Consider the following 20,676-nt stretch of genomic DNA (forward strand, 5'->3'; position numbering starts at 1 on the left):
CGCGGACCGCTATTCGGCTCGGGCTTCGCGCAAGGCCAACGCCTCGTGCGGGGGCAGGTAGGTGAGCAGGGTTTCCTCGATGACTCGCGGATTCTGTCCGCTCTGGATGGCGAGCACGCCTTCCATCACCATCTCGCGGCCGGCGACCTCCTCGGCCGACATGTTCTTCATCCGGTTCGCCAAGGGCAGCATGATGCCGTTGGCGATGAACACGCCCCAGAACGTCGCGACGAATGCCGCCGAGATACCCGTTCCGAGCTTGGACGGGTCGTCGAGGTGGCTGAGTGTCGCGATGAGTCCGATGACGGCGCCGATGATGCCGAAGGTCGGCGCGAAGATGCCGTACGACGTGCACCATTCGGCGCCGACCTTGTGGCGGGCTTTCATCGTGCGGATGTCGGTGCGCATCACGTCGGCGACGGCATCGGGATCGTTACCGTCGATCGCCAACTGCAACGCCTTCTTCATGAAGGGGTCCTCGAGTTCGGCCACGTCGGACTCCAGGGACAAGATCCCTTCGTGACGCGCACGGTTGGCGTAGTCGACGATCTTTTCGAGGCTCTCGGCGGGATCGGGAAGCGGCTTCGGGAACACGACCCGCATGATCGACTTGACAGCGTTGGTGGTCGCCTTCATATCGAAGCTCGCCATGGTGGCCCCGAGGCCACCCACGATCACGATCAGAATCGCCGGCACGTTGGTGATCAAGACGACCGGGTTGACGCCTTTGATGAACCCGCCGACGACGGTGCCGACCGCAGCGATGATCAGGCCGATCAGGGTGCCTTTCATGGTGCTTCGTTCTCCAAGATGATGGTGCCGACGGTGACCGACGTCGCGGCGATCGCCTCGTACGGCAGGTTGGCGACAAAGGGTGCCGCCGCCGGAACGGCGGCGAGGATCGAGCTGCGGTAGGCGATGATCCGTCGGGTGATCTCGTCGGCAGGCTCCTGCACGACGTACTCGACGCCGGTGATCAGCCGAACGACAGTGTCGACATAGGAGTCGACGCGCTCGATGTAGTCGGGGTTCAAATAGAACGAGTCGCCGTGGCGAAGTCGAGTGAGGGGGATCATCTGGGGTCGCGATCTGCTGGTTGATCGATTTCTGGCGAGAGGGCTCACCGTGTCTGTGGGAGTGCACAGTCCGGTTGATCCCGACCGGCGCACGATGGTTCCCACCGGCCCCGCCAACCCGCCCACCAACCCTGCACCAACCCGCCCGCCAACCCTGCACCAACCCGCCCGCCAACCCTGTGGCGTGACCGCCGGTACCCCGGACGGTCTGGTGGGTGGAAGCACTCGACGAGCTCTCGCGACGGCTCTGGCTGTTGCACGAACAGATGGAACAACTCGTCTGCGCGCTCGACATCCAGGGGCTCGTGATGGCCAACAATCGCCTCCGCTGGCTCCCGACGGTCACGGAGAACGTCGAGCTCCTGCTCGACGACATTCACAAGTCCGAAGCCGAACGCCTCCCCCACACGCATCGCGCGGCGCGACTCCTCGGCCTCGATGAACACGCGACACTCGCCGAGATGGGCGACGCAGCTGGCGAGCCGTATCGCAGCTCCTGGCGCCGACATCGCCTCAACCTGATCTCGCTCAACGAGGAGATCGAGCAAATCACCGCCACCAACCGCGAACTCGGTCGGCGCGGTGTCGCCGCAGCGCAGGAAATCCTGGCGACCGTGGGCGCCGGTACGCCGATCGACACGTACGACCCTCGGGGCGCCACCGAGCAGCTCGCGCCCGCCTCCCGACGATTCGATCGGACGGCCTGACCATGATCTCAGGGCTCTACACCGCACTGTCTGGGATGAATGCGCACCGCAAGATCCTCGACGTCACTGCCCACAACGTGTCGAACCAGGCGACCCCGGGATACCGGCGCCAACGCGTCGACCTCGCCCCATCGGGTATCGGCCCCGCCGCTGCAGTCTGGGCAGGCCCGGGTTCCCAGCTCCAAGGCGTCGACGTCGTCGACACCCGCCGAGTGATGGACGACATCGCCGAAGGGCGTGCTGCACGCGAACTCGCCCTGACGAGCGACGCGTTCACGATGAGCTCGTCGATGCAGCGGATCGAAGCCGCCTTTCCGGAACCAAGCGAACGCGGGTTGGCCTCCCAGCTCGACGCGTTCTGGTCGTCGTGGGGTGATCTCGCGAACCGGCCCGACGACGTGACCGCTCGCGCCGCTGTACTCGGCCGAGCGGAGAACCTGACGCAATCGATCGGTCAGGCCGCCGTCGACCTCGACAAGGTCGTCGAGACGTCGACCGAACGGCTCGCCCGCATCGCCGACGAGGTCAACGATCTCGCCGGACGAATCGCTGCGCTCAACCAATCCGCTGCCAACGCGTCGGCGCCGGCGAACGACATCCTCGACCAACGCGACCGGTTGATGACCGAATTGACCCAACTGACCGGTGCGGTCGCCCGACCGGGCGACGGCGACCAGATCAACGTCGACATCGGTGGGCGAGCGCTGATCAGCGGCCCCTTCACCGAGCGGGTCGCCGCATCCGGTGGGTCGCTCGTCTGGGAGCGAGGCGGTGACACCGTTCGAACCCCACCGAGTGAGGCCGCCGCGCTGTCTCGCGTGATCTCCGATGTCGTCCCGACGTATCGCGCAGAACTCGACACGATCACGGCCACGCTCGTCGACAACGTCAACACGTTGCACACGACCGGCTACGACCTCGACGGCAACACCGGCCTGAACTTCTTCGACCCTGCGGGCACGACGGCGGCAACGATCGCGCTCTCCGCCGACGTCGCCGATCAACCTCGGGCGCTCGCTGCCGGCGCACCGGCCCCCGGCGTGCCGGGGCCATTCGACGGCGGCATGGCTGATCAGTTGGCCCAACTCGTCGACAGCCCCACCGGCGCCGACGCTAACTATCGGACCTTCGTCGCCGGCCTCGGTATCGACACTCGAGATGCGAGTCGCCGCGCCGACACCCAGCAGATGATGGCCGACCAGGCAATCGACGACGCACAGTCGGTGAGCGGTGTCAGCCTCGACGAGGAGATGGTGAACCTGATCCAGGCTCAGCGCGGTTACGAGGCGTCGGCTCGTGTGCTGACCGCCATCGACCAGATGCTCGGCACGATCATCGAACGCACGGGCCTGGTCGGACGATGATCGCCACCCGCGATGCGTCGATGTCGATCATCAAGGCGTTTCAGGAGGTCTTCCGATGCGCGTGACCAGCGCGATCGCCATGCGATCCACACTTCGCGACCTGTCGAGCGCCTACACGCGCCTGCAGGACAACCAGCTACGTGTCTCCTCGGGCAAGGCCTTCGAGAAGGTGTCGGATGATCCGAACCGTGCCGTCGATGCCCTTGCGCTGCGTCAGCAACTCCGGCGCACCGAGTCGCTGGAACGGACCGCAGATGACACCACCGCCCGATTGCGCTCGTCCGACACCGCGCTGGTGTCGACCCTCGAGATCTTGACCAGGGTCAAGGAACTCACGGTGCAAGCATCGAACAGCGGATCATCGACCCCGACCACGCGAGCTGCGATCGCCGCCGAACTCGGCGGCCTCCGCGAGGAGTTGCTGGCCGTTGCGAACACCGAGTATCTCGGGCGTCCGTTGTTCAACGGCACCGCAGGCGGGCAGGCATACGATCCGTCGACCGGGGCATACCTCGGCAACGCCACCACGTTCGAACGGTCGGTCGCGCCGGGCATCACGATCACCGGCAACATGACTGGTGAACAGGTGTTCGGATCGCAGAGCGATCCGGCCGGCGACCTCTTCGCCGTCATCGACCGTTTGACGGCGTCCATCGCATCTGGCGATGACGCGACGATCCAGGCCGAGCACGCCAACCTCGACGTGGCATCCACCCGAGTCGGAGCGGCCGCAGCCGAGATCGGCCGACGAGCCAGCCACCTCGAGACGATCCAGTCCCGCATGGCTGTCGACCGGGGCGATCTCGTCACGCGCCTCTCGATGGTCGAAGACGTCGACCTGGCTGAAGCGCTGATCTCGATGCAAGCCAGCGAGAACGCGTACACCGCAACGCTGCAAGCAGCGAGCCGGGTGCTGCCACCTTCGCTCGTCGACTACCTGCGCTGATCGAGCGAGCCAGCCGAGCGAGCCAGCCGAGCGAGCCAGCCGAGCGAGCCAGCCGATTGAGCCAGCGAGACGAGGCTCGGGGCGCGTCACACAGCAACGACGATCCGAGCGAATCAGGGAGACGCGACTGTCGTACCCGACGAGGCGTCCGGCGCGGACGAACCAGCCGACGACCCCGTCGCAGCAGACGGTGACGGCGCGACTTCGCCCGCGCCGAGGATGTTGCTGATCACGGTCGTGAGGACCCAGGCAAACACTGCGGCGCCTGCGGCGGCGAGCAACGCGCCGTCGTCAGCCGGCCCCGTCGTCACCGACGTCCAGATCCGGCCACCGGCGACCAGCGCGGCGAACCCGACGGCGATCGCCAGCCGGTACGGGCCGAGCGGTCCCTTGCCGTTCGGACGCGTGACCACGACCTTGAACTGTGGCACGCCCTCGGGCTGCTTGCGCTTACCCACGCTCTCCCCATTCGGCCTGCATCTCGACGAGTGACCCGTCAGGCGCGGAGATCTTGACCTGCATCCGGCGAAGACCGTCACCGCTGGATGCGAGGCGATCGACGCTGGAGAGTTGGTCGGCGAGTCGATCGGTGAGATCGAGGAGCGCCTCGGTGGAGGGCACGCTCGCGGACGTATCGGTCGGACGTGGTGCGAGGGTCGGCGTCGGATCGTCGTCGAACATCTCCGAGGGCATCTCGGTGTGAGCGGCATCCAACTCGACGCCGGCACTCGCAAGCAGGGCGTCGAGGTCGGCGAGCGCATCCTCGGCCGACCGTTCCTCCGGATCGAGTGCGCCGTGGTCTTCTCTCGGCTCGCTCGACACCAGTTCGGTCGGAGCCGGCTCGCTCGACACCAGTTCGGTCGGAGCCGGTGCGGTCGGAGCCGGTTCGGTCGAGACCGGTTCGACGATCGGCGCGGGCGAGTCGAGTGGTGGCGCTACCAGGTCGGTCTCGCTCCCGAGTCGCGGCGCAACGTCGGAGACGGCCGCGGTATCGGACGTCTCCGACGTCTCGGACGACATCGAGCGCAACTCCTGCTCGAGCAGATCGGCAAACGGGTGACGGGGTGCAGCGACGGGCTGCACCGTGTCGTCCGTGCCCGCTTGCCCGCGTGCGGCCGCCTCGACATCGACCACGGGGTCGACATCGATGCCCGTCTCGTGAGCGGACCCGACGTCCGTCCGCATGGCGGCGAGCGACGTCTGCGAGACCGGGTCAGCGAGCTCCGAACGTTGACGTCCGTCGCCGAACTCGAAGTGCGCGTCGTCGCCGAACTCGAAGTGCGCGTCGTCGCCGAACTCGAACGACCGGCGATCCATGCTGGTGGTCGGTGCCGTGTCGAAGCCTTCGTCGCCGACGGCCTGCGCACCGAGTTGGCGCCCCCGGGCAACAGCCCGATCTGTCGCCGAACGTTCGTCCATCGCCACGACGCCCGCGCTGGGGGTGAAGCGGTCACCATCGCGTTCGTCGAAGCGACCCAGCAGCCGGTCGACCGCGTTCGCAGCACCCGCGCCGACGCCATCCTGACGCGAGCTGTCGGCGTTGCGGGTGACGATCACCTCGACACCGAGATCGGTCGCAAAGAATCCGCCGAGCCCACCGCGGCGGATGCGATTCGCTTCCACCACCGTGACATCACCGCCGAGTTCGGTCGCTGCGATCTCGATCGCTTCCTGCAACGAGGAGGCGCGAAAGGTTCGACGGTCAGCTGGCGAAGCTGCAGCCGCAGTGCCCTCAGCGCTCTCAGCGCTCAGCCCGGGCGTGTCGAGGAGCGCCGAGTCGCCGAATCGACGGTCAGGAGATGCGTGCAAGCTGGTCATCGGTCACCCCGTGATCGAGTGTCGCACCCGGATGCGTCGCGTGCGTCGAAGGATTCATCGAAGAAGTCATCGGCACCTCCTGCCCAGAGTTGAGCGGCCCGACCTCCGGGAGAAGCGTCGGCATGTCGATGGTGGCGACCACGGCAAGGGTGAGGTGATCGCTGATCTCGCGGTACGAGATGACGGACACACCCGGAGCGACCTGGCGGACGAGGCGAGCCAACGCCGGTCGCAGGCCCGGCGCGCAGACCACGGTCGCCGGGACGCCGTGCCCGGCAGCGATCGTCGAGACTCGAGCGAACTCGCGCATCATGTGCTCGTGCAGATCGGGGCCGAGTTGAAGCACTGCTCCCGCCTCGGTGACTTCGAACGAACTCGCCAACTGCGCCTCGATCGTCGGGGCGATCGCGATGACCGACAGCGTGCCGTTGATCGCCACGGCGGTGGTGATGGCAGGGCCGAGCGCAGCACGCGCCGCCTCGACGAGCGCGTCCACCGAACGATTCGTGCGAGCACGATCGCCGATCGCTTCGACGATGCGCACGAGGTCTCGAATCGCCACACCGTCGTCGAGGAGCGTCGCAAGGACCGCTTGGACGTCGGCGTTGGTCGCGCCCGACGCGGTGAGATCGGCGATGACCGTGGGGTCGGTCTCGGCCACACTGTCGAGCAGTTCGGTGACGTCGGTACGTGACAACAAGCGGCCGGCGCGGCGGCGGACGACTTCAGCGAGATGGGTCACGATCAACGCCGATCGGTCGACGACGGTGTTGCCGGCCATCTCGGCAGATGAGCGGAACTCCATCGGCACCCATCGGGCACGCAAGCCGAACACGGGCTCGTCGATGTCCTCACCCGGCAGTGCGGCCAGGTCGTCGCCGATGACCAGGATGCGTTCCGGCGGCGCCTCGCCGCGCCCCATCTCGACGCCGTGGACGCGGATCACGTAGGTGTGTGCGGGAAGTGTCGGGTCGTCGCGAGTTCTGATCGACGGCATCACGAACCCGAGTTCCGACGCGATCTTTCGGCGGAGCGCGCCCACGCGATCCAGCAGATCGCCACCGACGGAACCATCGACCAGTTCGACCATGTCGAACGACAGATCGAGCTCGAGGAGTTCGACGCGAGCGTCGAGGGCCATCTGTTGCGGCGTCGGCGGTCCCGCTTCTTCGACCTCTTCGACCTCGACCGTCTCGGCCTCCTCGGGCGCCTTCATCAGCCGCTGTCCGAGGACGATCAGCGTGACGCCGATCAGGAGGAACGGGATCTTCGGGAGCCCGGGCACGAGGATCATCAACAGCACGACGATTCCGCCGGACCGAATGGCGACGCCTTGACGAGTGAACTGGCGCAGCACGTCGGAGCCGAGGTCACCGGTCTCGCCAGCCGACCGGGTCACGATGAGGCCGGACGAGATCGACACCAGCAGCGCCGGGATCTGCGCGACGAGGCCGTCGCCGACCGTCAGGAGGCTGTACTTGGTGACCGCCTCCCCCATGTCCATGCCCTGTTGCAACACGCCGACGATGAGGCCGCCGACGAGGTTGACCATCGTGATGACGAGACCGGCGATCGCGTCGCCCTTGACGAACTTCGACGCGCCGTCCATCGCGCCGTAGAAGTCGGCTTCGTCGGCGACGTCTTGGCGGCGCGTCTTGGCTTCTTCGTCGGTCAACACGCCAGCGTTGAGGTCGGCGTCGATCGCCATCTGCTTGCCGGGCATCGCGTCGAGAGTGAAGCGGGCGGTCACCTCGGCGACGCGACCCGAACCACTGGAGATGACGACGAACTGGACGAGCGTGATGATGAGGAAGATCACGAAGCCGACGACGATGTTGCCGCCGACGACGAACGAGCCGAACGTCTGGATGACCTCACCGGCGTCGCCGTCGGACAGCACCGCTCGAGACGTCGACACGTTCAAGCCGATGCGAACGAGCGTCACGACGAGCAGCAACGATGGGAACGACGAGAAGTCGAGCGCACGTCGAACGTTGGTCGACACGAGCAGGATCAGCACCGCCACCGAGATGTTCGCGACGATGAGCAGGTCGAGCAAGCTCGACGGCAACGGCAGGATCATCACCGTCACCACGAGCACGATGATCGCTGGGAACCCTGCCTGTGCCAGTTTCGAGTTGTTCATCGTGGGGGGAAGGTCCTGCTCGTTCGATCGTTCGGGCTCGGTGCGCGTTTGGCGTTTCTCCGGACGGTCCCCACTGTCCGGAGTCCGAGGTCGTTGTCCTGCAGCCTCCGTACGGCAATACTCGACACCAACCAGGAGGTTGACCATGCAGGTGGAGACGACACGATTCGGCACGATCGACGTGCCCGACGAAGAGATCGTCGATTTTCCCGACGGCATTCCCGGCTTCCGGGGCGCTCGCAAGATGGTGCTCGTCGGCGCCGGTGACCTCATCGGCGTCGAAGGCGGCCATGGTCACCACACCCTGTACTGGCTACAGGACGTCGTCGACCCCGACCTCGCGTTCCTGACGACCGTGCCGTGGGTGGCGTACCCGGACTACGACATCGACATCGATCCCGAACTCATCGGTCACGCCGAGCCCGACGATGTCTGCGTGTTGGTCATGGTCACGATCCGGCGCGACGGCGAACGCGCGACCCTGACGACGAACCTGCTCGCGCCGGTCGTCATCGACACCGCCCGACGGATCGGCCACCAGGTGATCCTCCAGGACAGCGACTGGCCGGTCCAGGCGCCGCTCGCCGAATCGCAACCCGTGAGCGCCGGCTGATGCTGATCCTGACTCGCAAGATCGGCGAGAGCATCGTGATCGGCGACGACGTGGTCGTCACCGTGGTCGAATGCTCGCGTGACCAGGTTCGTCTCGGCGTCGAGGCGCCGCGCAGCGTCTCGGTGCACCGCGAAGAGGTGTACGCACAGATCTCGCGGGAGAACGAGGCCGCTCGGACGATCGACACGACCGGCATCGTCGACTCCGGACGCCGCAACCTGCCCTCCGCGCTACCGATGCGCCCCCGCCGCCACTGACCCCACTCCGCTCGCAGCGCGCCGCTGCCCGTTCCGTGACGCGGCGCGCCACCGCACGCCCGTGCGCAGACCGAGCGCTGTCCGCGTCGGTCAGAGTCCGAACTGGGCTCGCATGCCGGCGACGAACTGCTCGTCTTGCTCGGCCGAGTAGCGGTTCCCGAGGAGCTGCGTGGCGCCGGCACCGGAGATGTAGCGGATCCGGTCGCTTCCGTCGGTCGCTGCGCCGAAGATGACCTCGGCGACCTCGTGCGGCTCCTGATTGTCGTCGGAGGCCTCCTCCTGCAACGCCGCAGCCGCCATGTCGACGAGCGGCTGATAGTCGGGGAACTCGGGTGCGTCGGTGAACACGAACGACCGGCCACCGAAGTCGGTGTTCACGCCGCCCGGCTCGACCAGCTTGACCCGGATGCCCAACATGGCGAGCTCGTAGTGGAGCGCCTCCGACAGCCCCTCCACGGCCCATTTCGAGCCGTGGTACAAGCTGCCGAGCGGGAACGTCATTCGACCGCCGACCGAGGAGACGTTGACGATGACGCCGCTCCGCTGCGCACGCATCGACGGCAGCACGGCCTGGATGGTCTCGACGAGACCGAAGACGTTGACGTCGAACTGCCGACGCAGCACCGACATCGGCGTGGCTTCGAGGGGGCCGTAGGCGCCGTAGCCCGCGTTGTTGAGGAGGACGTCGATGGCGCCGAAACGCTCGATGCCGGCGCCGACGGCTGCGGTGATCGACGCGCTGTCGAGCAGGTCGAGCGTGGTGACGAGCACGTTGTCCCGACCGGCGAGGCCAGCGCCGTCGTCGGTGTTGCGCATCGTGGCCACGACGTTCCAGCCGCGATCGGCGAACAGGGTGGCTGATGCCTTGCCGATGCCGGAGCTGGCACCGGTGACGAGGATGGTCTGGCTCACCGGGCACCTCCACGGGTGCGATCGTCGGTGGCGTCCGCAGGTCGGGTGGCGATGGCGGCGTCGGCGAGCAGGGCCTCGGCGACGATCTTGCCGAGTCGATCACACGCTTTCGGGCTGTCACCGGAGTAGAGCTTGCGGTCGACGTGGGTCGTGCCGTCCACCTTGTCGTTGACGATCCGGATGCCCTGCGCTTCGAGGCGTTCGCACTGCAGCCACGGCAGGTCGCCGGGGAGATACCCCATCGACGGGGACCGCTGGTCGAGCTTGTCGGGGAACGCCGCCATGTCGTAGCCGGCATACGGGTGCGGACCATCGTGACCGACCGTCGCCGCCAACATCGCAGCAGGGCCGTGGCAGACGGCGACGAGGTAGCGGCCGGAGGCCTCGATCCACCGGATCAGTGCTCCGACGTTCGGGTCCTCCGGCAACCCGACCATGGCGCCGTGGCCACCCGGGAGGAACAGCGCCACGTACGGCGAGTCGTCGTCGAGCGCACCGTTCGAGACCAACTCGCGCAGCGACAGTGGCCGGTCGAAGGCGGCTCGATGGTCTGCGAGAAATCCGAGCACCGCCTGGTCCTTGCTCGGTGCCGACCACTCCTCGATGACCGCCGGTGCTCCGGTCGGGGTGACGACGTCGAAGTCGAAACCAGCCGAGGCGAGATGCATGAGCGGGACGGCCGTCTCCTGGGCGTTCTGCCCGGTCGAGAACAGGTTGCCGTTGGTCATCTCGAAGTAGCGTTCCTCGGTGCACAGCACCAGGATTCTCTTGTCGCCGTCGTAGGCACGGCTGCCGTGGTCGACGGGCGCGTAGTCGGTCTTCTTCGCCACGCCGAGCAGCCTGCCGAGCGGAGACGGGATGTAGCCGCGGCCGGTCTCGTCGGGGGTGGGCGCCATGCCGAGCAGTCGCTTGATCGGGTTCATGTGGAGATACTCCTGACTCGTGGGTTGATCGGCGGCGAGCCGATCCTTCTCCGAGCAAGTATGAGCCCAGCGCCTCATGCCCTGACTCGCCCGACCTGCCAACGCGCTCGCCGGACACGTCAACCTCGGTGACGCACGACCGTGCCGGCCTTGTCCTGACGCACGACCCTGACGCACGGGTCGGGCGTCACGGTCCAGGCCGTGTCGGGCCGGCTATCCGGTGGAACGGACGGCGGCCCGCCAGGCTTCGGGGGTCGTACCTGTCCAGCGGTGGAACGCACGGAACAGCGAGTTCGGATCGGCGAACCCGAGCAGGAAACCGATCTCGGTCGCGTTCAGGTCCGTCGACTGGAAGTAGTGCCGTGCGAGTCGTTCTCGTGTCGCGTTGAGCACCTCGAGCCAACTCGTGCCTTCGTCCGCCAGACGCCGTTGCAGCGTCCGAGTCCCGATGCCGAGCTCGCTCGCCACCTCGCCCATCCCCGTTCGACCGCTCGGCAGCAGCACGAACAGGGCTTCCTCCACCTCGTCGCGGACGGACCGGTAGGCGCCGGCCTCCGCTGCCCGCCGCCGCAGACCTGGCTGGAAGGTCTCCCACATCTCGTCGTTGCGGGTGAGGAAGGAGCGGCGAGCATCGAAGGCACTGAACACGACCTCGAACACCTCGCTCACGACCACGTCGCAACCGAAGAACTCCTTGCACGCTCGGAGGTCGGCGACCGGAGCGACGACGCCCACGCGTCTCGGAACGATCTCGTGGCGCGTCGCACGGCGAGCGAGCGCCACGATGAACGCCAGCTGCGACAGGCCGAGCACTCTCGCCACGTCGGGGCGCTGTTTGCACCGATAACGAGCCGTCATCTCGGACGTGTCGACCTCGACGTCGAGCAGGAACGGCCCCACCAGTTCCATGTGTTCGCCCAACCGCGTCAGCGAGGTCGTGAGGTCAGGCGAGCACATCGCTGCGAAGTACGCCGGGTCGAACAGCTCGGCGGACACGACGGCGCCGGCACGAATGGCGACCTCGAGGCCGCCGGCTTCGACTTCGACGGCGTCGAACAGACGATAGAAGTCGTCGACGGTGATCCATGATCCATCCCCGTCGAACAAGTTCGACGGCTGTCCCGCCCGCCGGAGCACGGCGTGTGCGTCGAGCCCGACGTCGCGCAGCACCACATGCCACGGCTGTCCCACGTACACCGGCTTGTCGCGATGTCGTCGCATGATGCTCCTCAAGACACGTGGTGCTGGACGGATGGTGCTGGACGGATGGTGTCCAGCGTAGACACCGTCGGCCACGTCGGCATCGGCCCGCGACGCTCATGGCGGGTGAGGGCGAGTCCGTCGCGTAGCTTGACCCCGATGGAGGCGGTCGACGTCCTGGGCAATGCCGCAGCGAAGGGTGGCCGGCAGCATCTGGATCGAGTCGTCGACAGCTTGGAGCGACGCGGTGTCGAGGCACGGCTGATCCAAGCGTCGTCGCCCGAACAAGCCCGCGCCGGCGCGCAACGCGCGGTCGCCGACGGGACACGGCGACTGATCGCCGTGGGTGGTGACGGCGTGGTGCATCTCGCCGTCACCGCGGTGGCGACGACGAACACCGTCCTCGGTGTGGTCCCGTTCGGGACGGGCAACGACTTCGCCCGAGCGCTCGGGCTCCTCGACGGCGACATCGACGCCCAGATCGATCGGGCGCTCGCCGCCCCGGTCGCCGTCGACGCGATCCGCACCTCGCACGGCTGGGTGGCAACGGTTGCGACGCTCGGCTTCAGCGGTGACGTGACGGAGCGCGCCAACGCGCTGCGGTGGCCGCGAGGTCAGCATCGCTACACGGTGGCGACGCTGATGCAGCTCCCTCGCCTGAGAACCCTGCCGGTCGTGGTCGAGGTCGACGGCCGGAGCGTCGGCGGCGACACGACGCTGCTCGCCGTCGGCAACACGGCGTACTTCGGCGGCGGCATGCTGATCTGTCCCGCCGCCCGACCCGCCGACGGTCGCGTCCAGGTGGTCAGCATCGGGGCGGTGTCGCGACTGCGGTTCCTCCGTGTGTTTCCGTCGGTGTTCTCGGGGCGCCACGTCGAGCGACGCGAGGTCGACGTCGCACAGGGTTCGCGCGTCACCGTGTCGGGAGCGAGCTCGAGCGACGGGTCCGCGCCAGCACTCGACGTGTGGGCAGACGGCGAGCGTCTGGGGTCGCTGCCGATCGAACTCGAGGTCGTTCCGGGCGCGCTGGCCGTGGCCGGCGCCCGCCTCGAACACGGCACCGACGGCTGAGCAGCCGACCAGTGGTCGGTTCGCCTCCGCGGCGCGTCACCGCCCGCGGCGGCGCTTCTTCGGAATCGATTCGAGCAGGGCGTCATCGACCCGCGACGCGCGGGGCAGATCGAGTGGCTTGCGAGCGAGGCGCCGATCGATCTGGCGGACGAAGACCAGCACCTTGGCGACCGCCTCGTAGAGGGCGACCGGGACTTCGTCGCCGACGTCGCAGGCCCGCCACAGTGCTCGCGCCAGGGGCTTGGCTTCGACGCGCGGCACGCCGGCCAGCTCACCCTGTTCGCGAATTCGGGCGGCCAGGGAGCCCGCGCCGACCGCCAGCACTCGAGGCGCGCCACCACGTTCAGGGTCGTAGGCCAGCGCCACGGCGATGTGCGTCGGGTTCGTGACGATGACATTCGCGTCGCTGACGTCGGCGATCATGCGGTTGCGTGCCATCGATCGTTGCATCGACCGCATCCGCCCCTTGACCGAGCTGTCGCCTTCTGCGTTCTTGTATTCGTCCTTCACCTCCTGCTTCGTCATCCGCATGTCCTTCTTGTTCTGGTAGCGCTGGTAGCCGAAGTCGGCGACCGACAGCACGACCATCGTCCACGCGATCACGCGCACGAGACCCAGCACCTGGTCGCCGGCGATCTCGAGCCCGTCGCCGAGCGACAGGCGCCCGCGTCCGGCGAGCGTCTCGACCATGCCGACAACCTGCGGCCAGGCGACACCGATGACGACGCTGATCTTGATGAGCTGCTTACCGGTGTCCCACAGCGACCGAGGCGAGAACAAGCGCTGGAACCCGCTCTTGGGGTTGACGCGTTTGAAGTCGGGTTTGAGCGGCTTGAGCGACAGCAGCGGGCCGACCTGTGCGAACGTCCCGACGAACGCCACGGCGAACCCGACCAGCATGATCGGTGCCGCAGCGACGAATCCCGCCAGCAGGCCGGCGCCGAGGACGCCGACGGTCTCCTCGGCCGTCGACTCCGCCGTCACCTCCCGCAGTTCGTACAGCGAGTTCGACGCGACGCGCGCCATGCGTCCGACGGTCAGCGGGACGACGTAGAGCCCGACGAGCACGGCGAGCCAGGCGCTGAGATCCTGCGACTTGCCGATCTGGCCTTTCTGGCGACTGTCACGCTTCTTCTTCGGGGTCGCCTCTTCGGTCTTGTCGTTCTTCGCCACGGCTCACCCCCCGAACGCTCTGCCACCTGCTCGGATGGCCTGACCGATCAGCGACTCGACCGTCTCGGGAAGTAGCACGATCGTCAGCGCGAGGAGCATGATCGCGATGAAGGACTTCACGGCGAAGCCCATGACGAGGATGTTCATCTGCGGCGCGGCCTTGCCCAGGAGGCCGAGCGCGATCTCGGCGAGGAACAGCGCAGCGAGAACCGGGAGGCCGATCTCGACGGCGGCCGCGAGGAACACTCGGAGCAGTTGCATCAGCTGCTCGGTGAGCTGGCCGAGGTCGAGCGTCCCGAGGGGAACCGCTTCGACCGATCGCAGATAGCCCCGCACGATCAACACGTGTCCGTCGATGCCGAACAGGATCACGATGGCGAGGAGCTGATGGAACCGCCCGATCGGCGACGCCGACGCGCCGCTGATCGGATCGAGCACGGCGCCGAGCGAGAAGCCGACCTGGAGGTCGATCAGTTCCCCCGCCGCCTGGATCGCCGCGAACAAGACGTACACGGCGAAGCCGAGCGCGAGGCCGGCGACGATCTGCGTGAGCAGCGCGACCACGAACGGACCGAGTTGCAGCGATGCGACGTGATCGCCGCCGATCGTCGCAGCGATCGTGAACGAGATCGCCGTCGCCAATCCGACGCGCACGCGCTTGGGGATCGTCGGCGAGTTGAACGGCGGACAGATCGACAACCATGCGGTGGTGCGAACGAGCGCGAAGAAGAACCCGACGATCTGTCCGGAGGGCATCGTCAGGTCCATGGTTGCCGATCAGCCTTCGAGCAGCTGAGGTGTTCGTTGGAACAGCACCTGGCTGAACCCGACGAGTTCGTCGAGCATCCACGGGCCGGCCACTGCGATCACGATCGCTGCACCGATGAGTTTGGGGACGAACGACAGCGTGGGTTCCTGCAGCTGGGTGACGGACTGCATCAACCCGACGATCAGGCCGATCGCCAAGACGACGAGCAGGAACGGCGCCGACAGCTTGGCGATGACGACGAGGGAGTCGGTGGCGATGTCGATGGCATCGGACGAGTTCATGCGGACTCCGAACGGACGAGCAAACGGGTGGATACGAGGGTGAACATCTGGGTGCAGCGCCCGAGTCGGGACGCGCAGCGACGACGGCAGGCGAGCATCGTCAATAGGAACTGAGCAGGGTCGAAACGACGAGGGTCCACCCGTCGAGGAGGATGAACAGCAACAGCTTCATCGGCAACGACACGAACGTCGGCGGGAGCATCATCATGCCGAGCGAGGTCAACACGGCCGAGACGACGAGGTCGATCACGAGGAACGGGACGAAGATGACGAAGCCGATGATGAACGCCGACTTGAGTTCGGACAACACGAACGCCGGGATCAAGGCCTTGAGTGGCACCTCGTCACGTGCGACCGGCCCCTCGACGTCGGACGCGTCGAGGAACAGCGCCAGCTCGCTTTCTCGCGTCGACTTCAGCATGAACTCACGGATCGGGCCTTCGGCCTCTGTGTAGGCCTCGCTCAGCGTGAGATCGCCGGCGAGCAACGGTTGCAGTGCGTTCTCGTTCAGCGTCTCGAACGTGGGACCCATCACGAACAACGTGAGGAAGATGCTGAGGCCGACGATGACCTGCTGCGGGGGCAGCTGGGGAATGCCGAGCGCGTTGCGTGTCAGCGAGAGCACGATGACGATGCGGGTGAACGACGTCGTGAGCACCAGGATGCTGGGCGCGATCGACAGCACCGACAGCAACAAGATGATGACGACGACGTTCGACGAACCGCCAGCGACGTCGGGAAGTTCGATCCCGATCATCGTGCCGTCGGCGGCATCGTCACCTGCGTCATCGCCGGTGTCGCTCTGCTCGCCGAGCAGTTCGTCGAGCGGTATCCGGTCGGGGATCGGAAGGTCGGGGATCTCGATCGGAGTGATCGGCTCCGGCGGCGGAATGGTCGCTGCCTGGGCCGGAGATGCGGCACCTACCGTCAGTACGAGACTCGCGACAGCGGCGACGAACGCTCCCGTCATGAGTGCCCGCAACACGCGCCGGGCGGGCCCAGCGTGCGTCTCCGGCTTCGACTCAGGCACGTCGAACGGTCGCTTCTCGCAGTGCTTCGACGAAACCGGGACGGCGATCCGGTGCAGTCTCGTTCCCGAGGACGTCGGTCGAGACCGACGTGGTGACGACGCGTTCGACGGCGCTCAGTTCGTCCCAACGTTCGGCGGGCATCTCCTGGAGCACCGTGATCGGCGCGCCATCGGCCAAACCGAGGAGCACGACCTGGTCGCCGAAGCGGACCGCCATGGCGACCGATCCTCGGGACAGTCCGATCCGTCCGAGTGTCTCGAGCACAGCCGGTTCGCGCTTGACGTGTTGGCGGGATCGTCCGCTGCTCGTGCCCGATCCGCGAGCGACAGCGCCAGTCCAACCGCGCGCCCGACTGCCTCCCCGAGTGCTCGGCCGGCTCACGCCGGCACGGCGCTTCGCGACGAGGTAGGCCAGGCCGATCAGCACCAACACGATGCCGAGCGAAACGATCGAGCGGATGACCAGCTCGATGAAACTCGTATCACCCATCAGGCAGGCTGCTCCGCGGAGATGATCTCGGTGATCCGCACACCGAATTCCTCGTCGATCACGACGACCTCACCGGTGGCGATCAGCCGACCGTTGACGAGCACATCGATCGGTGCGCCTGCTGCGCGGTCGATCTCGACGACCATCCCCGGCTGCAACGAGAGCAGCTCGCGAATCGGCAGCTTCGTGCGGCCGAGTTCGACCGTCACCTCCATGTCGACGTCGTTGAGCATCGAGAGCGACCCGACGGTGGCGATACCCGGTCCGGGTCCATTCGCTTGCATCGGCGTCGGCTCGTAGTCGGCCAACGCTCCGGTGGGGGCATCCAGCACGAGGCCCACCGTCAACTCCATGCCATCGACACCGACGATCGTGACGGCACCGGCGACGGGGTCGACGGTCGGGACGAAGGCGTCGACGTCGACGCTGTCGGTGGGTGAGCCGAGCGCGACGAGCACGGCGCCGACGAGAGAGGGGGCCGTCGCAGGGTCGGCCTGCAACTGCGCAGCGACGTCGCCGGTGACGCCGACGTGCAGTGCCCCGCCGACAGGGCCGGTGAAGCGGGCGACGAGATGCTCGCCGACGGAGTCGGGCCACGCTCCTGCGGGCGACGGAACGCCGTCGAAACCAAGTGCATCGGCAATGGCACTCGCCGCCGTCGTCAGGGTTGCAGCATCAAGCGCCTGTGCGTCTTGCGTCGTCACGATGAGTCTCCATCAGGTCTCGAACACCCCGATCACTTCGGGGACGAGAACGACTGTGTGGAGATTCCGTCAATCGTCAAGCAAGCGCGGTCGAAGAACTCACCGCGTGCATCCGATGCCGCCGTTGGTGACGGCCCGGCTCGATGGCACCATCGACACGCACGGCGAGATGTCGATGTACTCGGCCGATCATCACGTCGTGCAGCGGTACACCGTCGACCTCCAGGGTCAACGGCGCAGCGACCGGATGATCGAGCAGGACGACGTCGCCGACGCCCAGGCCGAGAATCGCCGACGAGGAGGCGACGAGCGGACGGAACCGAGCGACCGCTTCGACTTCGGTCTCGGTGAGGTGCGCATGCAGCCGACTGCGTTCCTCGGCCAACTTGTCGGCACTCAGCGACCCCATTCGAGCCTGCTCGCTGAGGTCGTCGAGGAACGGCTGCAACGCGGAGAAGGGAATGCACAACCGAACTCGGTCGGTCGCGCCTTCGATCCGGGTCTCGAACGAGATCAACACGACCATGTCGGTCGCCGAGGCGATCTGGACGAACAGCGGGTTTGCTTCCTGTCCGGTGATCGTGGGCTCCAAGGCGACGACGGGCTCGAAGCCGTTGCGGATCACCGGCAACATGAGCTGCACCACGTTGTGCATGAGCGCACGTTCGAGGTCGGTCATGGCCCGCTCGGGCTGCACCGCGGAGCCGTTGCCGCCGAGCATGAGCTCGGTCGTCGCGAAGGCGAGCGGCAACGGGATCTCGAGAATCGCCTCACCGATCAGCGGCGACAGTGACAGCGTGGTGAGCATCGACGGATTCGGCAGACCGGCGCTGTATTCCTCGTACGGGACCTGATCGATCCCCGCGATCGACACCTGAGCGACGGCACGCAGCGATGTCGCAAGCGTCGACGCGAGACCCCGAGCCATCGTCTCCTGCACGATCTGGAGTGTCCGGATGTGCTCGCGCGACATCGTCGACGGGTGCCGGAAATCGAACGGCTTCGCGTCGCCTCGCACGGAAATCGTCGGTCGCGATGTCCGGTCGGGACGAGAGCTGCGCGTGGCGTTGTTCATCGGGGATCTCTCAGTTCGTGTGGATGAGTGCCGCAGGAGTCGGCAGGTGAAGAAGACGAGCGGCGGCGCCCGGTGCGCCGCCGCCGACGGAATCAACGACGCAGATTGACGACTTCCTGGAGGACTTCGTCCGAGGTCGTGATCATCCGGGCGTTGCCCTGGAAGCCTCGCTGGGCGATGATCAGCTGCGTGAACTCCTCGGCGAGGTCGACGTTCGACATCTCGAGCGTGCCCGACGAGATCAGACCACGGCCACCGGCTCCGGCGACACCGACCTGGGCGAGCCCGGAGTTCGGGGAGGTCCGCCAGGAGCCGGCCAGTCGCTCGAGGCCGGTCGGGTTGGTGAACGTCGCCATCGCGAGCTGGCCGATCGTGCCTCGGCGACCGTTGGAGTAGCTGCCGACGATCCGGCCGTCCTGGCCGATGTCGAACGACGTCAGCACACCCGACGGGCTGCCGTTCTGATTGACCACCGACGCACTCTCCGCGCTCGCGTACTGCGTCATGCGTCCCGAGTCGCCTGGCATACCGAGCTCGACCGTGATCGCACCCGACATCGACGGGATGACGCCGCCGGCGATGTTCATGTTCCCGTCGGCCGGACCGATCCGTTCGCCGCTGGCGTCGAAGGTCAGCACGTTGTCGGTCAACGCGATCGGCACGGCGGGATCTCCGAATTCCGCCGTCGCGGTCCACTCGTTCGCAGCGGTCTTGGTCATCGTGAAGGTGAGCAGGCCGGGCTGGCCCTGGTCGTCGTACACGGTCAGCGACATGATCGAGGCGTCGCCGATGTCGGCCGCCGAGCGCAGGTTGCCGCCGACGAGGATCTCCGATGTCGGCTCCGGGGGGAGCAGGTCGCCGGAGCGGATGGTGATCGGGCCCATCGCCAGGTTCGTGTTGATCGAGCCGTCGGCGACCGCCTGCCAGCCCTGCACGAGCAGGCCGTCGAGCGTGGTCATGTTGCCGTTGCCGTCGAGCGAGAACGCACCGGCGCGGGTGTAGAGCTGCTCGCTGCCGTTGTTGATCACGAAGAACCCGTCGCCCTGGATGGCGAGGTCGGTGGGCCGCCCGGTGCGCTGCAGGGCGCCCTGGGCGAAGGTCTGCACGGTGCCGGCCAGGCGCGAACCGAGGCCGACCTGGTTGGCGTTGGTGCCACCGGTCAGACCGCCCGGTGCGGTGGCGCCGCTGAGCGTCTGTGACAGCACGTCGGAGAAGATCGTGGCGACGCCCTTGTAGCCGACGGTCGAGACGTTGGCGATGTCGTTACCGATGACGTCGATCTTGGTCTGGTGGTTGCGCAGGCCGGAGAGGGCGCTGGACATGGAACGAATCATTGCTGGATGCCTCCTGTGGAATGGGTGTCCGGAAGTGGACGGGAGCAGCATCCGTGCCGCGAGTGCCGATGTCGGCGAGTGTCGGACTCCGTCCGACACTGTGGGGAACCGTCCGAACCTGTCGACGATGCGCCGACAGGTCGGACCCTCTCGCCGCTCACGTCGAGCTGGTGACCGTCGAGCTGGCGACGGACACGAACTCGCGGCGAGGCGAACGAGACGAGGTGGGCCTGAGTCACCATGAGGTCGAGCGAGGCGAACCAGGGGTGGAGAACGAGCTGGAGAACGGGTCGGCCGATGCCGCGGCGACAGGTGCGCCGGCGCGGATCTCGGTGACTGCAGTGAGCGGTACAGCGAACCCACCGGCCGAGAGCACGAACTGACCTTCGAGGAAACGCACCGCCTCGACGAGGCCCGTCGTCGGGCCGTTCTCGCTCTGGAAGGTGATCTCGCGTCCGACCATCGACCCGGCGAGCGCCAGCTGATCGGTGGCTGCCGCGGCCGTCAAGGCGTCGGAGATCTCTTGGAGCCGCTCGACCATCGTCAGCTGCGACGTCTGGGCCATCATCGCCGACGGATCGGTCGGGTTCGTCGGGTCCTGATACCTGAGCTGCGCGACGAGCAGTTTCAAGAACGCGTCGCGGTCCAGGTCGGCGCCCGGATTCTGCGGCGCTGCGACCGGTGCCGCTGAGGCACCGAGGTCGCGGGACGCGACCGGGGCAATGGCATCGGTCATCGGAGGTCTCCTCGTGATGGGGTGCGAAGGTTGGTGAACTGCATCGGTCGT

At 67.0% G+C, this 20,676-nt stretch carries 23 protein-coding genes; 6 read left to right on the forward strand and 17 right to left on the reverse strand.

Annotated elements, in window-relative coordinates:
- Positions 1-9 precede the first annotated feature (9 nt).
- Together ACE37B_RS09725 and ACE37B_RS09730 are read right to left on the reverse strand one after the other, a co-directional pair.
- The gene (locus tag ACE37B_RS09725) at positions 10-792 is read right to left on the reverse strand and encodes a motility protein A (protein WP_409923126.1); all 783 of its coding nucleotides are present in this window, start codon (positions 790-792) and stop codon (positions 10-12) included.
- Positions 789-1,076 (reverse strand): flagellar FlbD family protein, encoded by a 288-nt coding sequence (locus ACE37B_RS09730; protein WP_409923127.1) that lies wholly within the window; start codon positions 1,074-1,076, stop codon positions 789-791. Before ACE37B_RS09730 ends, ACE37B_RS09725 begins: the two co-directional genes overlap by 4 nt.
- Before the next feature lie 215 nt (positions 1,077-1,291).
- Between ACE37B_RS09730 and flgN the strand changes: the two genes are divergently transcribed.
- The 3 genes from flgN to flgL are packed head-to-tail and all read left to right on the forward strand — an operon-like array spanning position 1,292 to position 4,093.
- Positions 1,292-1,783, forward strand: coding sequence for a flagellar export chaperone FlgN (flgN, locus tag ACE37B_RS09735; protein WP_409923128.1), 492 nt, complete (start codon positions 1,292-1,294; stop codon positions 1,781-1,783).
- 2 nt (positions 1,784-1,785) lie between these two features.
- Entirely contained in the window at positions 1,786-3,147 is a 1,362-nt protein-coding gene (gene flgK / locus ACE37B_RS09740) for a flagellar hook-associated protein FlgK (RefSeq protein ID WP_409923129.1), read from the forward strand.
- 55 nt (positions 3,148-3,202) lie between these two features.
- The gene (gene flgL / locus ACE37B_RS09745) at positions 3,203-4,093 is read left to right on the forward strand and encodes a flagellar hook-associated protein FlgL (protein WP_409923130.1); all 891 of its coding nucleotides are present in this window, start codon (positions 3,203-3,205) and stop codon (positions 4,091-4,093) included.
- Between the two features lie 113 nt (positions 4,094-4,206).
- On the opposite strand, the gene ACE37B_RS09750 is transcribed toward flgL, so the two are convergent.
- Genes ACE37B_RS09750 through ACE37B_RS09760 form a run of 3 tightly spaced genes read right to left on the reverse strand, consistent with a single transcriptional unit; the run spans position 4,207 to position 8,057 of the window.
- The gene (locus tag ACE37B_RS09750) at positions 4,207-4,551 is read right to left on the reverse strand and encodes a hypothetical protein (protein ID WP_409923131.1); all 345 of its coding nucleotides are present in this window, start codon (positions 4,549-4,551) and stop codon (positions 4,207-4,209) included.
- On the reverse strand, positions 4,544-5,911 hold the full coding sequence (locus ACE37B_RS09755; protein WP_409923132.1) for a hypothetical protein: 1,368 nt from the start codon (positions 5,909-5,911) through the stop codon (positions 4,544-4,546). The genes ACE37B_RS09750 and ACE37B_RS09755 overlap by 8 nt, the downstream gene beginning before the upstream one ends.
- Positions 5,886-8,057 carry a flagellar biosynthesis protein FlhA gene (locus tag ACE37B_RS09760; RefSeq protein WP_409923133.1) on the reverse strand — a complete coding sequence of 724 codons (2,172 nt, stop codon included), beginning with the start codon at positions 8,055-8,057 and terminating at the stop codon, positions 5,886-5,888. Before ACE37B_RS09760 ends, ACE37B_RS09755 begins: the two co-directional genes overlap by 26 nt.
- 145 nt (positions 8,058-8,202) lie before the next feature.
- Here ACE37B_RS09760 and fliW point away from each other — a divergent pair, with 145 nt between their 5' ends.
- Both fliW and csrA read left to right on the forward strand, forming a co-directional pair.
- Positions 8,203-8,670 carry a flagellar assembly protein FliW gene (gene fliW / locus ACE37B_RS09765; RefSeq protein ID WP_409923134.1) on the forward strand — a complete coding sequence of 156 codons (468 nt, stop codon included), beginning with the start codon at positions 8,203-8,205 and terminating at the stop codon, positions 8,668-8,670.
- Positions 8,670-8,927, forward strand: a complete 258-nt coding sequence (csrA, locus tag ACE37B_RS09770; RefSeq protein ID WP_409923135.1) for a carbon storage regulator CsrA — start codon at positions 8,670-8,672, stop codon at positions 8,925-8,927. The genes fliW and csrA overlap by 1 nt, the downstream gene beginning before the upstream one ends.
- 90 nt (positions 8,928-9,017) lie before the next feature.
- Here csrA and ACE37B_RS09775 read toward each other — a convergent pair whose 3' ends face one another.
- The 3 genes from ACE37B_RS09775 to ACE37B_RS09785 form a co-directional block, all read right to left on the reverse strand.
- Positions 9,018-9,839, reverse strand: coding sequence for an SDR family oxidoreductase (locus ACE37B_RS09775; RefSeq protein WP_409923136.1), 822 nt, complete (start codon positions 9,837-9,839; stop codon positions 9,018-9,020).
- On the reverse strand, positions 9,836-10,762 hold the full coding sequence (locus tag ACE37B_RS09780; RefSeq protein ID WP_409923137.1) for a DJ-1/PfpI family protein: 927 nt from the start codon (positions 10,760-10,762) through the stop codon (positions 9,836-9,838). Before ACE37B_RS09780 ends, ACE37B_RS09775 begins: the two co-directional genes overlap by 4 nt.
- 213 nt (positions 10,763-10,975) lie before the next feature.
- Positions 10,976-11,983: a helix-turn-helix domain-containing protein gene (locus ACE37B_RS09785; RefSeq protein WP_409923138.1), complete on the reverse strand. Its 1,008-nt coding sequence runs from the start codon at positions 11,981-11,983 to the stop codon at positions 10,976-10,978.
- Positions 11,984-12,121: 138 nt separating this feature from the next.
- On the opposite strand from ACE37B_RS09785, the gene ACE37B_RS09790 reads away from it, so the two are divergent.
- A complete protein-coding gene (locus tag ACE37B_RS09790) occupies positions 12,122-13,033 on the forward strand; it encodes a diacylglycerol/lipid kinase family protein (RefSeq protein ID WP_409923139.1) in 912 nt (303 codons plus the stop codon).
- A gap of 36 nt (positions 13,034-13,069) precedes the next feature.
- Here the strand turns inward: ACE37B_RS09790 and ACE37B_RS09795 are convergent, their stop codons facing one another.
- The 9 genes from ACE37B_RS09795 to ACE37B_RS09835 form a co-directional block, all read right to left on the reverse strand.
- Entirely contained in the window at positions 13,070-14,206 is a 1,137-nt protein-coding gene (locus ACE37B_RS09795) for a flagellar biosynthesis protein FlhB (protein ID WP_409923140.1), read from the reverse strand.
- A gap of 3 nt (positions 14,207-14,209) precedes the next feature.
- The gene (locus ACE37B_RS09800; RefSeq protein WP_409923141.1) at positions 14,210-14,962 is read right to left on the reverse strand and encodes a flagellar biosynthetic protein FliR; all 753 of its coding nucleotides are present in this window, start codon (positions 14,960-14,962) and stop codon (positions 14,210-14,212) included.
- A gap of 21 nt (positions 14,963-14,983) precedes the next feature.
- On the reverse strand, positions 14,984-15,256 hold the full coding sequence (locus tag ACE37B_RS09805) for a flagellar biosynthetic protein FliQ (RefSeq protein WP_409923142.1): 273 nt from the start codon (positions 15,254-15,256) through the stop codon (positions 14,984-14,986).
- Between the two features lie 100 nt (positions 15,257-15,356).
- Complete coding sequence (gene fliP, locus ACE37B_RS09810; RefSeq protein ID WP_409923143.1) at positions 15,357-16,286, reverse strand: flagellar type III secretion system pore protein FliP; 930 nt, start codon at positions 16,284-16,286, stop codon at positions 15,357-15,359.
- Entirely contained in the window at positions 16,279-16,776 is a 498-nt protein-coding gene (locus ACE37B_RS09815) for a hypothetical protein (protein WP_409923144.1), read from the reverse strand. Before ACE37B_RS09815 ends, fliP begins: the two co-directional genes overlap by 8 nt.
- A complete protein-coding gene (fliN, locus tag ACE37B_RS09820; RefSeq protein WP_409923145.1) occupies positions 16,776-17,480 on the reverse strand; it encodes a flagellar motor switch protein FliN in 705 nt (234 codons plus the stop codon). The genes ACE37B_RS09815 and fliN overlap by 1 nt, the downstream gene beginning before the upstream one ends.
- A 76-nt stretch (positions 17,481-17,556) precedes the next feature.
- On the reverse strand, positions 17,557-18,555 hold the full coding sequence (gene fliM, locus ACE37B_RS09825) for a flagellar motor switch protein FliM (RefSeq protein ID WP_409923146.1): 999 nt from the start codon (positions 18,553-18,555) through the stop codon (positions 17,557-17,559).
- Positions 18,556-18,647: 92 nt separating this feature from the next.
- The gene (locus ACE37B_RS09830; RefSeq protein WP_409923147.1) at positions 18,648-19,877 is read right to left on the reverse strand and encodes a flagellar hook protein FlgE; all 1,230 of its coding nucleotides are present in this window, start codon (positions 19,875-19,877) and stop codon (positions 18,648-18,650) included.
- A 247-nt stretch (positions 19,878-20,124) separates the two neighbouring features.
- A complete protein-coding gene (locus ACE37B_RS09835) occupies positions 20,125-20,625 on the reverse strand; it encodes a flagellar hook assembly protein FlgD (protein WP_409923148.1) in 501 nt (166 codons plus the stop codon).
- Positions 20,626-20,676 lie beyond the last annotated feature (51 nt).

The organism is Ilumatobacter sp. (assembly GCF_046290335.1).
Classification (GTDB): Bacteria; Actinomycetota; Acidimicrobiia; order Acidimicrobiales; family Ilumatobacteraceae; genus Ilumatobacter_A.

Bases quoted from the DNA above. Each gene is read 5' to 3' on its own strand.
- ACE37B_RS09725 (WP_409923126.1), bottom strand. From the start codon at position 792: ATGAAAGGCACCCTGATCGGCCTGATCATCGCTGCGGTCGGCACCGTC.
- ACE37B_RS09730 (WP_409923127.1), bottom strand. From the start codon at position 1,076: ATGATCCCCCTCACTCGACTTCGCCACGGCGACTCGTTCTATTTGAAC.
- flgK (WP_409923129.1), top strand. From the start codon at position 1,786: ATGATCTCAGGGCTCTACACCGCACTGTCTGGGATGAATGCGCACCGC.
- flgL (WP_409923130.1), top strand. From the start codon at position 3,203: ATGCGCGTGACCAGCGCGATCGCCATGCGATCCACACTTCGCGACCTG.
- ACE37B_RS09755 (WP_409923132.1), bottom strand. From the start codon at position 5,911: ATGACCAGCTTGCACGCATCTCCTGACCGTCGATTCGGCGACTCGGCG.
- ACE37B_RS09760 (WP_409923133.1), bottom strand. From the start codon at position 8,057: ATGAACAACTCGAAACTGGCACAGGCAGGGTTCCCAGCGATCATCGTG.
- fliW (WP_409923134.1), top strand. From the start codon at position 8,203: ATGCAGGTGGAGACGACACGATTCGGCACGATCGACGTGCCCGACGAA.
- csrA (WP_409923135.1), top strand. From the start codon at position 8,670: ATGCTGATCCTGACTCGCAAGATCGGCGAGAGCATCGTGATCGGCGAC.
- ACE37B_RS09780 (WP_409923137.1), bottom strand. From the start codon at position 10,762: ATGAACCCGATCAAGCGACTGCTCGGCATGGCGCCCACCCCCGACGAG.
- ACE37B_RS09785 (WP_409923138.1), bottom strand. From the start codon at position 11,983: ATGCGACGACATCGCGACAAGCCGGTGTACGTGGGACAGCCGTGGCAT.
- ACE37B_RS09790 (WP_409923139.1), top strand. From the start codon at position 12,122: ATGGAGGCGGTCGACGTCCTGGGCAATGCCGCAGCGAAGGGTGGCCGG.
- ACE37B_RS09800 (WP_409923141.1), bottom strand. From the start codon at position 14,962: ATGCCCTCCGGACAGATCGTCGGGTTCTTCTTCGCGCTCGTTCGCACC.
- ACE37B_RS09805 (WP_409923142.1), bottom strand. From the start codon at position 15,256: ATGAACTCGTCCGATGCCATCGACATCGCCACCGACTCCCTCGTCGTC.
- ACE37B_RS09815 (WP_409923144.1), bottom strand. From the start codon at position 16,776: ATGGGTGATACGAGTTTCATCGAGCTGGTCATCCGCTCGATCGTTTCG.
- fliM (WP_409923146.1), bottom strand. From the start codon at position 18,555: ATGAACAACGCCACGCGCAGCTCTCGTCCCGACCGGACATCGCGACCG.
- ACE37B_RS09830 (WP_409923147.1), bottom strand. From the start codon at position 19,877: ATGTCCAGCGCCCTCTCCGGCCTGCGCAACCACCAGACCAAGATCGAC.
- ACE37B_RS09835 (WP_409923148.1), bottom strand. From the start codon at position 20,625: ATGACCGATGCCATTGCCCCGGTCGCGTCCCGCGACCTCGGTGCCTCA.